This window comes from Hafnia alvei, assembly GCF_964063325.1.
Lineage (GTDB): Bacteria > Pseudomonadota > Gammaproteobacteria > Enterobacterales > Enterobacteriaceae > Hafnia > Hafnia alvei_B.
The window spans coordinates 2,219,266-2,234,099 of record NZ_OZ061315.1; the positions used below are offsets into that span (position 1 = coordinate 2,219,266).

Here is a 14,834-nt window from a genome sequence, read left to right on the forward strand (position 1 = left end):
GAAGCTGCATCTGTGCTCGCCATCTGCTTGGATGCACTCCAATTATTTGGGGCTAAGTCTGAATAATTTCCGTCTGTTAACCTTCTTATTAAGGCATACTTTTTGACCTCAGAAAACGTTCGCAACGACAAAAATAAACGAGCGTGAGGAATGAAGGTGTCTGGGATTAGGGAATGCCGCCGGCCGTGCCAATGATTTTGGATATATAGGGTTCCATTTATGCATCTTTTTCGTATTACTGCATTATCCGCATTGATTGCTTCGGGGTTCGTTTCTGCGCAGGCCGCGCAGGTTCCTGCGGGAGCCGTATTGGCTGAAAAACAAGAGATTGTTCGTCATATTAAAGATGAACCTGCTTCGTTAGATCCGGCAAAAGTGGTGGGATTACCTGAGGCGCAGGTGGCGAGAGATCTGTTTGAAGGGTTGGTTAATCAGGGCGCAGACGGTAAACCGACGCCGGGTGTGGCCCAGAGCTGGAAAACAACCGATAACAAACGCTATGTGTTTAAACTGCGGGAGAACGCCAGGTGGTCGAACGGTGAGCCGGTAACGGCCTATGATTTTGTTTATAGCTGGCAGCGTTTAGTCAATCCTAAAACGCTGTCGCCGTTTGCTTGGTTTGCTCAAATGGCGGGGATCGCCAACGCTGAAGGCATTATTAGCGGTCAAGTGCCGGTACAAAAGTTAGGTGTTGCTGCGCCAGATTCGCATACGCTGGTGGTACAGCTGAACAAGCCGGTGCCGTTCTTTGTAAACCTGCTGGCTAATTTTAGCCTGTTCCCCGTACCTCAGAAAACGATTGAAAGATACGGTAACGATTGGACTAAGCCAGAGAATTTGGTGGGCAATGGCGCATATGCCATGCAGGAGCGAGTCGTTAACGAAAAAATCGTGTTAAAGCCTAATCCGTATTATTGGGATCGTAAAAATACCGTTTTAACTAAGGTGACATTTATCCCTATTAACCAAGAGTCGGCGGCAACCAAGCGCTATCTGGCAGGGGATATTGATATCACGGAATCCTTCCCTAAAAATATGTACCACAAATTAATGAAGGATATTCCTGAACAGGTCTATACGCCGGACCAGCTAGGCACCTATTACTACGCGTTTAATACCCAAAAAGCACCGCTCAATGATGCTCGCGTGCGCAGAGCGCTTTCGTACGCCATCGACAGACAGATCATTGCTGAGAAAGTTTTGGGTACCGGCGAGAAGCCTGCCTATCACCTAACGCCGGATGTGACCGCAGGATTCGAGCCTATACCGCTGGCTATCCAGAAAATGACGCAGGCCGAACGCAATAAACAGGCTAAAGCGTGGCTGAAAGAAGCGGGCTATGGGCCGAATAAGCCGTTAAAACTCACCTTGTTGTACAACACCTCTGAGAACCACCAAAAAATTGCGATTGCGGTGGCTTCAATGTGGAAAAAGGCGTTGGGTGCACAGGTAAAACTGACTAATCAAGAGTGGAAAACCTATATTGATAGCCGAAACACCGGCAAATTTGATGTGGTTCGCGCGTCTTGGGTGGGTGACTACAATGAAGCATCGACGTTCTTGACGCTGTTAACATCGAGCCATAGCGGAAATATCGCCAAATTTAACAGTCCCGGATACGACAAGCTGCTAAAACAGGCCAGTGAAGAAACTGACGCAGGTAAACGTAACGCCGACTACGCGCAGGCTGAACAGATTCTGGCCGACCAAGCGCCGATTGCGCCCATCTACCAATATACCAATGGCCGCTTAATTAAGCCTTGGGTGAAGGGGTATCCGATTACTAACCCTGAAGATGTGGCCTACAGCCAGACGATGTACATCATTAAGCACTAGGTTTATTGGGAGCAGGCGAAATAGCCTGCTCTTTCTTCTGTTGCTGCTGCTTGATTAGCGTGTAAGCAACGTAATATTTGAAAATATTACTGACGTACTGCACCGTTTCATTCCCTATTTTTAATTGCGCCACGCGCTCTACGTTATTAAACCAACGGTTAGGATCAAGCCCCATCAGCTTGGCCTGTTTTCTCAGTCTCTCTATTTTCGCAGGGCCTGCATTGTAGGCTGCAAAGGTGAAGAGCATTTTATTGAGCTCATCCATGGGCTGATCGGCAAAATAACGGTCTTGCATAAAACGGATATATTTAATTCCTGCATTCACATTCGGTTCTGCCTGTGAAATATCGCCGACTTTAAGATCTTTTCCCGTGCTTGGGAGTATCTGCATAATGCCAATGGCGCCGCTATGGCTCCGTTTACGTTGGTCTAGCTGCGACTCTTGATATCCCTGAGACACCATCAGTAGCCAGTCTACGCTGTACTCCTGTCCGTACTTTTGGAAAATGGTGGTGAGCTGATTAAATTTTGCGATCTCGTTTTCTGATGTCGCGCTTTTTACCCACTTAACGCTGCGCAAATATTTATAAACCTGCTGGTTACCAAACGACGTGCCTAATTTGTGCGCTTTACAAAATGGGTTAAGGACGGCGAGCAGCTGCGGAGAATTTTTCCGCACGGCTAAGGCAATATTGCCGTCGCTTCGCAATGCGAATTGGTCGTAGGTCACCAAATTGGGATAGATTTTCTGCCATAGCAAGGCGAGATAGCGATCGACAACGGTATAACCTGCCAAATTCGCATTTACCATTTCTAAAATATCTTCAGGCTCGAGATTACCTGGGGCATTAATGACTTCAACCGGCGCCAGTTGGTTGCTAGCGAGGTGTTGATTAAGCTGCGCAATGCTCTGTACATAGCTGGTGGATGGATTGATAAAAACGCTTTTGCCCGCTAAGTCATCTCGCGTTGTTAGCGCGGGTTGAAGTTTATTGGCCACCACAACTTCGTGCACGCCGCTGGCTAACGGGATCGTGAAATCAACCAGCTGCTGACGCTCTGGTGTAACCGTAAGGTTTGCGGCGATCAAGTCGCCTTTCCCCGCCAATAAATCAGGAATAAGCCTATCGCGTGAGGTGGGGATGAGAACGATGTGGATCTTTTTATCAGGCTTAATGCCGTGATTAAGTGTTTTATCAAACTGTTGCATCAGCTCAACCATCAGCCCACGCGGAGTGCCTTGGTTATCTAAAAAATAGAAGGTTTTGCTGTAGGGGATTAAAACACGAACGATCCTACGCTGTTGCATGGCATCAAAATCACCATAGGCAGAATTGATGGTGGTAGGAAGCGAAAGGGTTTTACTCGGCGCTGCGTGGCTCGCGGTGCCAATGGAGAGGAGAGCAATGAGTAAAAATAGGCAGCGCACCATATTTCCACCTAAATATTTCCACCCGAATCGGGGGCTGGAAGAGGGATGGGCGAGAAGTCGCACAATTTGATTAATTATAGTTGCTGGTAGTTCAGCTGCGGTTTTTTTGTGCAGTCCACATCGTTAATATGCGCCGAACAACAGATCAATCTGATTCACGAAGGTTAATTTTTTGTGCATATTAGCAGCGAAACCGTTAACAAACTGAAATGTATAGCAAAAATATTTTAGTAACGCATTGATTTACTGGCATTTAAATTGCCTTTTCCTCTCTGGCTGTTAGTATAACGGGTGTTTATAAAACGGGCAGTTCTACAGCCTTGTACAATTAATTGATTATCCTTCGGCCTGAAGGGTAGCTGATAAGACTGGGAATCAAGCATGAAGCGTGCACTACCTCTTGTAACTATGTTGCTTTCGGTATGGATGGCAGGGACGTCTGTCGCCAATGCAACCGAATATCCTTTGCCGCCGCCAGACAGCCGTTTGATTGGCGAAAACACCACGTTTACCGTACAGAATAATGGCAAACCTCTAGAGGATGTTGCCGCGCGCTTCCAAATCGGGTTGCTAGGGATGCTGGAAGCCAATCCGGGTGTCGATCCTTATTTGCCGAAACCGGGTACGGTTCTGACTATTCCGACTCAGATGCTGCTACCGGACGCGCCGCGCGAGGGGATTGTCATCAATTTGGCTGAAATGCGTTTGTTCTACTATCCGAAAGGACAGAACAAGGTCGTGGTCTATCCGATTGGTATTGGTCAGCTGGGGCGAAATACGCCAGAAATGGTGACCAGCGTTTCTCAGCCGATTGCTAACCCAACGTGGACGCCAACGGCGAACATTCGCAAGCATTATAAAGCTGAGGGCGTCACGCTGCCTGCGGTGGTACCTGCTGGCCCAGAAAACCCGATGGGGCTGTTTGCCCTGCGTCTATCCGCGCAAGGTGGGGTCTATTTGATTCACGGCACTAACGCTAATTTCGGCATTGGAATGCGCGTCAGCTCCGGTTGTATTCGCCTGCGTCCTGATGATATTGAAGCATTATTCAAAACCGTTCCGAAAGGAACGCGCGTGCAGATCGTGAATGCGCCAGTGAAAGTGTCGGTGGAGCCTGATGGCAAGCGCTATGTAGAAGTGCACCAGCCGCTATCACGCACTGAGAAAGACGATCCGCAAACGATGCATATTGCGCTAAAGCCTGCCGCGAAGAAGTTTGCTGATAGCCAACTAACCGATCGGTTGGTGTTTGACGACGCAGTGAAGCGCCGGTCAGGTATGCCGGTGATTGTGAACCACGGTCAGGAAGTGAAATCAGAGCCTGAGACGAACGCTGTGAAGATTACGCAAGCTAAGGCGACGTCGACTAGCGTAGCAGAGTAAAAACTATCAGCGAGCGTTGAGCGTAGTCTTACGCCGTTTAACAGGGATACCGCAAGGTGTCCTTTTTTTATTGCTGTGATGTGGGCATGCACGTGTCGGGCTTTAAAAAACGGGCTATGCGCAAGTAGAAAAAGAGGAGGGCGAGAGGGTGTGGAATCGAGAGATAAAAAAAGGCGCACCGAAGTGCGCCTTTATTACATGACTCAAGAAATATTATTTCTTGTATTTAGTAGCCATGTTGTCCAGACGCTGGTTAGCGCGTGCTGCGTCGTCTTTAGCAGTCTGCACGTCAGCGCGCATTGCGTTAACGTCGTTGCTCAGCTGATCAACTTTGGTGTTCAGAGTCTGAACATCAGTAGACAGTTGGTCGATTTTAGCATTGCTTGAACAACCAGCCAGCATAGTAGAAGCCAGGATTACTGCGCCCAGTACCAGTTTAGTACGATTCATTATAAAACCCTCTAGATTGAGTTAATCTCCATGTAGCGTTACAAGTATTACACAAACTATTTTCTAAAGAGAATAAATTTTTCGTACTTAATCGCTTTATTTTGATCGTTCGCTCAAAGAAACGCCTTCTTTTGCCAAAAGGTTAAAAAAAGGAGAGAAAACAGGTCATTTCTATTGGATTCATCTTATTTGATTTGAAAATTAATTATAATAATAATACGAATTCAAGAGGAAAAAATGCTGTACAAATGTAAAAAAAAAGCGCCGGAAACCGGCGCTTGATATATTGAGAATAAATGCTATTACAGAACGTGCACAGATGCCGTGTTGGTTGTGCCGCTGGAAACCAGTGCGCCAGAAACCATAACGACGATATCGCCTTTCTGAGCCAGTCCACTTTCAACCGCAACTTCTTTACCAATACGGTAGAAATCGTCAGTAGAAGCGATCTCTTTAACCAGCATAGGAACAACGCCTTTGCTCAGGATCAGCTGGCGAGCGGTGACTGGGTTAGTAGTCAGAGCTAGGATCATGGCATCTGGGAAGTATTTACGAACGGCTTTCGCAGATTTACCACCGGCAGTCGCTACCACGATCAGTGGAGCATCCAGTTTTTCAGCAGTTTCTACCGCGCCACGGCAAACAGCTTCGGTGATGCGCAGTTTACGGCTGTCGTGCAGAGTATCAATGCGGCTCTGCATTACGCGGTCAGTACGCTCACAGATAGTTGCCATGATGCTAACGGCTTCAAGAGGGTATTTACCCTTAGCACTTTCACCAGACAGCATCACTGCGTCAGTACCGTCCAGAATGGCGTTAGCTACATCGCCTGCTTCTGCACGGGTTGGGCGTGGGTTTTTGATCATGGAATCGAGCATCTGAGTTGCAGTGATAACAACTTTACGTGCACGGTTACATTTTTCGATCATCATTTTCTGAGCGAAAATAACTTCTTCAACTGGGATTTCAACGCCCAGGTCACCACGAGCAACCATGATGCCGTCAGAGGCTTCCAGAATTTCGTCGAAGTTGTTCAGACCTTCTTGGTTTTCGATCTTAGAGATGATCTGAATGTTTTCGCCACCGTGGGCTTTCAGGTGCTCACGGATTTCCATGACGTCAGAACGTTTACGGATGAAAGAGGCCGCAACGAAGTCAACGCCTTGTTCGCAACCGAATACCAGGTCACGTTTGTCTTTTTCAGCCAGCGCTGGCAGTTGGATAGAAACGCCTGGCAGGTTAACGCCTTTGTTTTCGCCCAGGTCGCCTGCGTTCAGAACCTTACATACCACTTCAGTTTCTGAAACTTCGATAACTTCCATACCGATCAAGCCATCGTCAACCAGCACGGTGTTGCCGATTTTCAGGTCAGCGGCGAAGCCAGGGTAGGTGACCGCAACGCGGCTGGTGTTGCCGATAACGCTCTGGTCGGTGGTGAAAGTGAAAGTCTGACCAGCGGTCAGCGCAGCGTCTTTGCCGCCTTCCAGTTTCATGGTGCGGATTTCTGGACCTTTAGTGTCCAGCAGGATCGCGGCTTTCTTGCCGGTTTTTTCCATAACAGCGCGGATATTTTTGATGCGCTGTCCGTGCTCTTCATAATCACCGTGGGAGAAGTTAAGACGCATAACGTTCATGCCTGCGGTCAGCATGTTGTTTAGCATTTCTTCGGATTCGGTCTTAGGACCGATGGTGCATACAATTTTGGTCTTTTTCATGAAGTTTAATTTCTGCAAGTTGTGATGGATTGAAAAAACAGAGTGTCCAAGGCATTGCCGTGGGCAAGAGATGAAGCCGATAAAACGATGTTGCTTAAAAGGTTAACGTTGCCTAAAAATTTGAACGTCGGTAATCGGGATGTAGAAACATGACTAAGAATAGATGACAGCTGAGGGATGGATGCGGAAAAGTGTTCTCCGCGTTTAAATATTGATAAGCGCGAAAGCATATATGAGTTGTAGTTTGCGTAGCGACAGATCAAGGGCTGAAACCATTCAATTGAAATGACGTTTCGTATTATACGGTCTTAGTCTTAGAAATGACAACGAATTTGCCTCAATCAACACGTGATTAGTTAAAAAATCGACGATTGCTGCGCAAATGTAATAAATCCATTGCGTTTGTTGCGCAACAAATGAAACCACCGCGATAATAACATTTAGGCCAGCAATATGTGGATGAATGAGTAATAAGGAATTGTTCTAAAGTTTGAAATAGATAGGGTAAGGAAAGGTTTTAGAAAGAAGGCGATATCGAGATTGAATGGTGCGTCCGAGTGAACTCGAATCACCGACCCCCACCATGTCAAGGTGGTGCTCTAACCAACTGAGCTACGGACGCATCGAAGAATCTCTTAAGAATGGTGCGTCCGAGTGAACTCGAATCACCGACCCCCACCATGTCAAGGTGGTGCTCTAACCAACTGAGCTACGGACGCAACGAAGAATTTCTTAAGAATGGTGCGTCCGAGTGAACTCGAATCACCGACCCCCACCATGTCAAGGTGGTGCTCTAACCAACTGAGCTACGGACGCATCCTGTACTGCTTTGTTAGCACGTTAGCCGTGCCAGACAACGGGGACGAATATTAACGGCACATGACACGGCTGGCAAGGGGGATTGCCAAAAATTCCTCTTAAATTCACACGATTGCTGATGATATGCGCATCTGGGTGAAAAAAACGGCATCTAGGATGCCGTTGAATTGCCTTGATTAACGCGCTGCGCGCTGCAAGATCCACGCCGCGGGCTGATTTTGTAGCCAGCGGATACGCAGCGCCATCATTATAGCCGCCGATGTGAGACCGATGATAAAGCCCGTCCAGAAGCCGCTTGGCCCCATGGCGGGAACAATATAATCCGTCAGCGCCAGCACATAGCCGGTTGGTAGCCCTAAAATCCAGTACGCCGTAAAGGTAATAAAGAAAATCGAACGGGTATCTTTATAACCACGCAGTACACCGCTGCCGATAACCTGAACCGAATCCGAAATCTGATAAATTGCCGCTAGCAGCATCAAGTGCGATGCCATGGTGATAACTTCAGGGTTATCGTTGTAGAGCAGGGCAATGGGTTCGCGGAAAATTACGGTGAAAATAGCGGTACATGCCGCCATCGTCATTCCTACGGCAATACTGGTGCGCGCCGCGACTCTCGCATTTTCTGCCGAGCCTTCGCCCAAGCGGTAACCCACACGAATAGTCGCGGCCACGCCGAGTGACATTGGCAACACAAACATCAGCGAGCTGAAGTTCAGCGCAATTTGGTGTCCCGCAACGGAAACAATACCCAGCGGTGAAACCAGTAAAGCGACAACGGCAAACAGCGTCACTTCGAAAAACAGCGCTAAAGCAACCGGCATACCGATATTAATTAGGCGATGGATCGTGGCCCACTGTGGTGCTTCCATGCCTTTTTGACGTAAATCACGTAGGCTGGATGAGCGACGAACATACCAACGCATGATGAAATACATCACCCAATACACGCTGCCTGTAGCCACGCCACAGCCGACGCCGCCCAGCGCTGGAGCACCTAATTTCCCGTAGATGAAAATGTAGTTAATCGGAATGTTTACCAACAGGCCGATGAAACCAATCACCATTCCCGGTTTAGTTTTCGATAGGCCTTCGCACTGATTACGCAGTACCTGGAAGAACAAATAACCCGGCGCGCCCCACATAATCGCGTGCAGATAGCCGATGGCCTTGCTCGACAAATCATGATCGATGTTATGCATCATATCGATGATATGTTTGGAATTATAAAGGACTATGATAATTAAAACCGACACGCCAAACGCCAGCCAAAAACCTTGTCGCACCTGATGTTCAATTTTATCGCGACGCCCCGCGCCGTTTAGCTGGGCGATGACCGGCGTTAAAGCCAGCAGCAAACCATGGCCAAACAAAATAGCCGGTAGCCAAATGGAGGTCCCAACGGCAACCGCCGCCATATCTGTGGCGCTAACGCCGCCTGCCATGATGGTGTCAACAAAACCCATGGCCGTTTGAGAAACCTGCGCAATGATAACGGGAATAGCCAGAGCTAATAAGCTACGCGCTTCTATCCAATACTTCTGCACGTATACACCTTTTTATTTTAAATGAGAGAGAAAACAGACAAGTAAACGCCTCTTCGCGGAAAGTCCTAAAGAGGGTAACGCGATACTCAGCATTCGATCACCGATGCGGCGTCAAACGTGATGAGTATAAACAGTGAGTGAATGATTCTACCTGCAGATACGGCACAAGAGAATGAAAAGTGTAGTTGATGAGTGGGGCATATGCTGTTTTTTGCCGGCTAGATTTGGATTTATCTATGGTTTGCGGCAAACTGCTAGATAATTGTTTTCGAAAAGACATTATTGCAGAGGCATCATTTATGTTTACCGGCATTGTTCAGGGCACCGCTCCCGTCGTGTCCATTGATGAAAAATCAAATTTTCGTACTCATGTAGTCAAATTCCCGCAGGAGTTATTGCCTGAACTTGAGCTCGGCGCATCCGTTGCTCATAACGGTTGTTGTCTGACCGTGACGAAAGTGGAAGGTGACCTTGTTAGCTTTGATTTGATGAAAGAAACGCTGCGTATCACCAATCTGGGCGATGTGACAGTGGGTAGCGTGGTGAATCTTGAGCGAGCAGCGAAGTTTAATGATGAAATCGGTGGGCATTTGATGTCGGGCCATATCATCTGTACGGCTGAAATCGTAAAAATCCTGACTTCAGAGAACAATCGCCAAATTTGGTTCAAAATGCCAAATCCTGAGCTGATGAAGTACGTATTGCATAAAGGTTTTATCGGCATCGACGGTATTAGTTTGACTATCGGAGAGGTAACGAAGAGCCGTTTTTGCGTACATTTGATCCCAGAAACACTGCAGCGCACTACGCTTGGCGTGAAGCGTCTGGGGGATAAAGTCAATATTGAGATCGATCCGCAGACTCAAGCCGTGGTTGATACGGTAGAGCGCGTGTTAGCCAGCCGTGACGCAACATTGCAAGCGGCCATGAATGTTGACTCCGTGGCTTAATATTGTAAAAAGCGCAGCCGGATGCTGTTTTCACCTCATCCGGCTTTTATCCTTATTTCAAATAGCCTTTAAACTGACGGTTTTCCATCAGCGCCACCTTTCCTTTGGTATAGAAAATCACCTGATAATTTCCCTGTGAATAGACGGACGCATCGGCATTTTTTTCATCTAATGCCGCAGGCTTACCATCAACGGTGACAATACCATCAGCACCACGCTTGACCGTTACGCCATAGCCGGTTTTGACCACAGGTTTATGTGTTGCTTGGCCATACTGTGCTTGCGCATTTTCTAGTGCCTGTTTCTCGGCCGCCGAGTTAATTGCGTTTTGTCGGCTTTGTTCGGCGATATAGCAGGCGTCTTTGCTGATCCCCTGAGACTCACATTTCGCCATGCGATCGGCTTGAGATGAGCAGGCCGCAAGCGAGCCAATTATCAGTCCTGCAACGATTACTCTTGGCATTTTCATTCTATTTACCTTACTTGTCAGGGAATAAGTCTTAATGTTAACCGTCGTCATTGCACCGCTTTTTTGCTCACCTAGGAATATATATAGATGAGTTTCATCAAGTGGGCGTTAGGGGGCGGCGAAAATACCCACTGTTTACATACTACAGTGGGCATTGTGTTAATTAGTATGAAAAACCGATGCCAACACCCGCGCCAAAATCTGACTGAGTATCTGCTGAAACGCCTGCTTTTATCACGGTATGATCGCCTGCATTGAATGAAGCACCGACGGCAACAGCGCTTTCGCTATTGAATGTACCAGCGCCTGCAGAGACCATAAATGAGTCACCAGACTTGACCTGCGGCATTGATGCAATGGCCGTTGCGCCAGCGATGCCTGCATTAGCCTCTTTGCGGTTATCATCTACCGAGTTTTTCAAGCTGCTGAAATTGCTGTTCAGCTTGTTGATAGACGCCGTGTTATCGCTTACACGCGATTGGGTTGAACGAATGGCTGAATGGGTATTTGTTGCCAAGTTCTGAATTTGCTCACCGTAGTAAACAGAATCAATGCGTTGTTGTTTGGTTAGCTTCTGAACACCGGCAGCATTCTTAGCGACACCATCACGGTTAGCTGTAATTTGTGTTGCGTGATCGGGCTGAGCAGATACAGAAGAAACTATGTTTTTAATCTGCTGCTGAGTGTCAGCCTGTTCAGCGTTGTGCTTAGCTGCAATCATTCCCTGCACGCGTGAACCGTTCTGAATGGCTTCCTTCTTCTGAATACCCGTTACAGTCGCTTTAGCCTGGTTGATTTGGTCGTGATTGCTTTTGGCATACTCGGCAACGGTTTCTAAATTAGATCCATTCTGTTCAATAGCTGCTGCGTTGGCCTTAATACCTTGCTCGTTTGCTGCAATGTGGCTTGACAGATTGAAGGTGTTTTTCAGCGCTTGATTCGCGTTGACATTGGCATGATCGGCTGATTGCTGCGCATGGTCTGCTTTATCGGTAGCTGTGTTAGCGGTCACCTGTGCGTGGTCTGCTTTGTCATTGGCGATTGTTGCAGCGGTCTGTGCCTGGTCTGCCTTGCCATTTGCAATGTAGGCAACATCTAACGCGGTGGTAGCCTTAGTTTCTGCAAGATTGGCTGTTTTTGTTGTGTCATCAAGCGTTGTTTTTACAGACGCTATTTCACTGGTGTTCGTTTTAATGTTGGCCGTGTTGGTGTCAACGTCTGCACCTATCACCATTGCTTCATGATGGACTGTGTCGGCATAGTTATAAGCAGAATTTGCTTTGTACATGGCCTGTGTTGCGGTGGCGTGTGCGTCATTGATTGCCAAGTCTTGACCGTTATCACGTGCGGTCTGTTCATCTGCTGTAATGAGTGGCGCGATGTGTTGCGATGCTGTGCGCACGACATTGGCGGCTGCTCTAGATTCACCACGTTTAGCTTCAATATCGGCTTTTAATTTGGCTGTCTTTAGTGCGGCAAACTGAGCTTTCAATTGCGCCTGTGTTGGCTGTGTTACAGGTGCTGCTGGGGCTACTGAAACCAATGGATGAAGCTGTTTTAACGTCGCTTCTTTGTTCCAACCTGCTGGCGTGATTGCGGTAGGTGCATCCGTTGAGAAATCGTTATACATACCATCAGAGATACCCGCGCGGCTATGTGTTTCATCCACGATCAAACGGTCACGAGCGTTAAGATTTTGGTAAGCGTCGCGCACCGCGTTGAAGGGGGTGCCTTGGGCAGTTGCTAACTTTATAAAGTTGTTTACGTCGGTATTTGTCGCGTTAGCTGCATGTGAGGCTGTCAGTGCGGTTGCAACGAAAAAAGCTATGGAGGTGGTTTTCATCAAAGTTATCTCTAAAAAAAGTAATGTTAAATTATTGTGTCTACAGAAACGTCTTTGTGTCGCTTTACGCACATCTTAGGCGTGAATTATTATTCTGGTCTAGTGACTAAAATCACACTGTAATCGTTATCATGATAATAACCGCTCTTACAGAAACGAATGTACGTATCTATTAGGTGCGTTAGTGGATTATTTATTTTCATTACGAATTAAGTTTTGTTTTGTAAATTGGTGTAAATATATGAATCATCGTGAGATTTGATTTTGTCGCAGAAAGCAACAATTTTGTGATGGGTGCAGAAAGTGGTAAAATCAACTTTAATTGATAATTATCAAATTTCTATAAAGGCGGTGAATGTAATGAGTGAAGCGTTTAGAGAAACATTTGAACGCATGGAGATTGAGCCAGCTTTACTTACGCTGCTGTGTCAGGTTCATAGATCAACAAGTCATAAGTGGTTAAGTGGTGATGTTAAAGAGATCCCTGCAGCGGCAGAAACGTTGATTAGGTTGCTTGAGTTTGTGCAAAAGAGGTCGCCTGAGCTTTTCTGTGAGTTTATGATTCTGCAAGATTTCCGCACACCTTCAGAGATTTACCTCAGCGATCCTGCTTTCTGGAAAAGCTACGAATTCTGCAAGCACAAAGTGACGCCAAAAGTTTTGGACTATCTTGAAAAACATCTACCTGAATAGCCATCTCAAGCGCTCCTTTCGTGGGCGCTTTTTTTTACTAAATTCTGCTGGTTCTTAAGCGTTCTATTTAAATTTTATCAAACCGTTATCATAAGAATGGTTCAACGTTTAAAGAGAATATGCTCTTACTTTTCAATCTATTGAGGTTTTTTGGCTGGCTGCTGGCTAGGTGGAATAAAGCGGGCTGGCTGTTTGGAGCGGAAATCCCAACGAGGCGATTTTAGGCAAAACATGCCGTCAAAAACATGCCGTCATTGCGCAACATTATCAATGACGGCATGGTACAGCTTTAGTATGTTATTGAGCGGCTGGCTTTGGTTGGCGAATGCGTAGGCTACTGACAATCGCGGCACAAAGCGCGAATAGGGCACCCAGTAGCAACGACGAATGCGTACCCAGATCGCCAAACAGGTTGAACATCAGCGCCACTAAAGCAGCTCCGCTGGTTTGTCCCAGTAGACGCGCAGTGCCAAGCATTCCACTGGCGCCGCCGCTGCGATGGCGCGGCGCGGAAGAGATCATGGTGTGATTGTTGGGGGATTGAAAAATACCAAAACCCGCACCGCACAGCGCCATCCGCCAGATAATATCGATGTTAGTTGGATGGGAAGGAAGCAACGCCAGCGACAACAACCCAATAGCAAATAGCATCAGCCCAATACTCCCCAGTAGCCCCGCGTTAAAGCGCTCAAGCAGTCGTCCGGCAATCGGTGCCATTATCATGGTGGCAATAGGCCAAGGCGTTAGCAGGAGCCCGGTCATCACTTCCGTTTTGCCGAGAACCGTTTGCAGGAAGAAGGGCAGTGAAACGAATGCTAGCATCTGTGCGCTGAAGGAACATATTGATGTTCCTACCGACAGCGAAAAGATTGGAATACGCAATAGATCGACGGGCAACAGCGGAAACTCTTGATTGAGCTGACGGCGCACGAAAAGTGTACCTACAATCAACATAACGACCAGTTCGCCCAACAATAAAAAGTTATTCTGGCGCTGGGCAAATCCGCTAATGGCCGAAATCAGCAGGCCGAAAGTGAGGGCGTTAAGCAACGCGCTGTAGCCATCAAACTTCGGTTTACCCACTTTTGGCGGATTTTCTGGAAGAAATTTCATGCCGCAAATAAAGGCGGCAATGCCAATCGGTACGTTAACGGCAAATAGCCACGGCCAACTACTCACGGAGAGAATTGCTGCTGCGACCGATGGCCCCGCCGCCGCCGAAACCGCGACGATTAATGCGTTAATCCCCATTCCTCGGCCGAGAAAACGTTGAGGGTAAATTAGACGCACCAAAGCGACGTTCACGCTCATTACCGCCGCCGCGCCGAAGCCTTGCAGCACTCTAGCAAGGGTGAGCGTCCAGAGTGAGTCGGACATGGCGCAACCCAGTGACGTTACGCTGAACACCAACAATCCGGTGAGGTAAATTTTGCGGTAGCCGATGATATCGCCTAAGGAGGCCAGCGAGAGCAGAGAAATGGTAATCGCTAGCTGGTAGGCGTTAACAATCCAAACCGACGTTGCGGCAGAGGCGTTAAGATCGCGGGCAATAGTGGGAAGGGCGACGTTAGCAATCGCGCCATCAAGGACCGCGACGGTAATACCCAGTGCAATGGCTAAAATTGCGCCGTATCGTTGAGGCAGTGGAACGCCATCATTTATGGTTGATTTCATTCAGCAACAATCGTTAAGAGTTT

Annotated in this window: 11 protein-coding genes and 3 tRNA genes; 4 read left to right on the top strand and 10 right to left on the bottom strand. The window is 47.6% G+C overall.

Features of this window, described 5'->3' with window-relative positions; translation table 11 throughout:
* Positions 1-219 precede the first annotated feature (219 nt).
* On the top strand, positions 220-1,836 hold the full coding sequence (locus AB3Y96_RS10600; RefSeq protein WP_072307597.1) for an ABC transporter substrate-binding protein: 1,617 nt from the start codon (positions 220-222) through the stop codon (positions 1,834-1,836).
* Here AB3Y96_RS10600 and AB3Y96_RS10605 read toward each other — a convergent pair.
* Entirely contained in the window at positions 1,826-3,268 is a 1,443-nt protein-coding gene (locus AB3Y96_RS10605) for a transporter substrate-binding domain-containing protein (protein ID WP_367299138.1), read from the bottom strand. The two genes, AB3Y96_RS10600 and AB3Y96_RS10605, sit on opposite strands and share 11 nt — an antisense overlap.
* A gap of 381 nt (positions 3,269-3,649) precedes the next feature.
* Here AB3Y96_RS10605 and AB3Y96_RS10610 point away from each other — a divergent pair, with 381 nt between their 5' ends.
* A complete protein-coding gene (locus AB3Y96_RS10610; protein ID WP_367299139.1) occupies positions 3,650-4,651 on the top strand; it encodes a L,D-transpeptidase family protein in 1,002 nt (333 codons plus the stop codon).
* A 213-nt stretch (positions 4,652-4,864) separates the two neighbouring features.
* Here AB3Y96_RS10610 and AB3Y96_RS10615 read toward each other — a convergent pair whose 3' ends face one another.
* The 6 genes from AB3Y96_RS10615 to AB3Y96_RS10640 all read right to left on the bottom strand — a co-directional run bounded on the left by AB3Y96_RS10615 (position 4,865) and on the right by AB3Y96_RS10640 (position 9,182).
* A complete protein-coding gene (locus tag AB3Y96_RS10615) occupies positions 4,865-5,101 on the bottom strand; it encodes a major outer membrane lipoprotein (RefSeq protein WP_025801233.1) in 237 nt (78 codons plus the stop codon).
* Positions 5,102-5,403: 302 nt separating this feature from the next.
* Entirely contained in the window at positions 5,404-6,816 is a 1,413-nt protein-coding gene (gene pykF / locus AB3Y96_RS10620; RefSeq protein ID WP_025801234.1) for a pyruvate kinase PykF, read from the bottom strand.
* Between the two features lie 545 nt (positions 6,817-7,361).
* Positions 7,362-7,438: transfer RNA gene (locus AB3Y96_RS10625), tRNA-Val, on the bottom strand.
* 20 nt (positions 7,439-7,458) lie between these two features.
* Positions 7,459-7,535, bottom strand: a tRNA-Val gene (locus AB3Y96_RS10630).
* Between the two features lie 20 nt (positions 7,536-7,555).
* Positions 7,556-7,632: transfer RNA gene (locus AB3Y96_RS10635), tRNA-Val, on the bottom strand.
* Between the two features lie 179 nt (positions 7,633-7,811).
* Entirely contained in the window at positions 7,812-9,182 is a 1,371-nt protein-coding gene (locus AB3Y96_RS10640; protein WP_072307195.1) for an MATE family efflux transporter, read from the bottom strand.
* 299 nt (positions 9,183-9,481) lie between these two features.
* Between AB3Y96_RS10640 and AB3Y96_RS10645 the strand changes: the two genes are divergently transcribed.
* Positions 9,482-10,132, top strand: a complete 651-nt coding sequence (locus AB3Y96_RS10645) for a riboflavin synthase subunit alpha (RefSeq protein ID WP_072307251.1) — start codon at positions 9,482-9,484, stop codon at positions 10,130-10,132.
* A gap of 52 nt (positions 10,133-10,184) precedes the next feature.
* On the opposite strand, the gene AB3Y96_RS10650 is transcribed toward AB3Y96_RS10645, so the two are convergent.
* Positions 10,185-10,601 (bottom strand): hypothetical protein, encoded by a 417-nt coding sequence (locus AB3Y96_RS10650; RefSeq protein WP_072307196.1) that lies wholly within the window; start codon positions 10,599-10,601, stop codon positions 10,185-10,187.
* A gap of 163 nt (positions 10,602-10,764) precedes the next feature.
* Complete coding sequence (locus tag AB3Y96_RS10655; protein ID WP_367299140.1) at positions 10,765-12,444, bottom strand: YadA-like family protein; 1,680 nt, start codon at positions 12,442-12,444, stop codon at positions 10,765-10,767.
* Between the two features lie 303 nt (positions 12,445-12,747).
* Between AB3Y96_RS10655 and AB3Y96_RS10660 the strand changes: the two genes are divergently transcribed.
* On the top strand, positions 12,748-13,137 hold the full coding sequence (locus AB3Y96_RS10660) for a hypothetical protein (RefSeq protein ID WP_367299141.1): 390 nt from the start codon (positions 12,748-12,750) through the stop codon (positions 13,135-13,137).
* Positions 13,138-13,434: 297 nt separating this feature from the next.
* Here the strand turns inward: AB3Y96_RS10660 and AB3Y96_RS10665 are convergent, their stop codons facing one another.
* A complete protein-coding gene (locus AB3Y96_RS10665) occupies positions 13,435-14,811 on the bottom strand; it encodes an MFS transporter (protein ID WP_072307199.1) in 1,377 nt (458 codons plus the stop codon).
* Positions 14,812-14,834 lie beyond the last annotated feature (23 nt).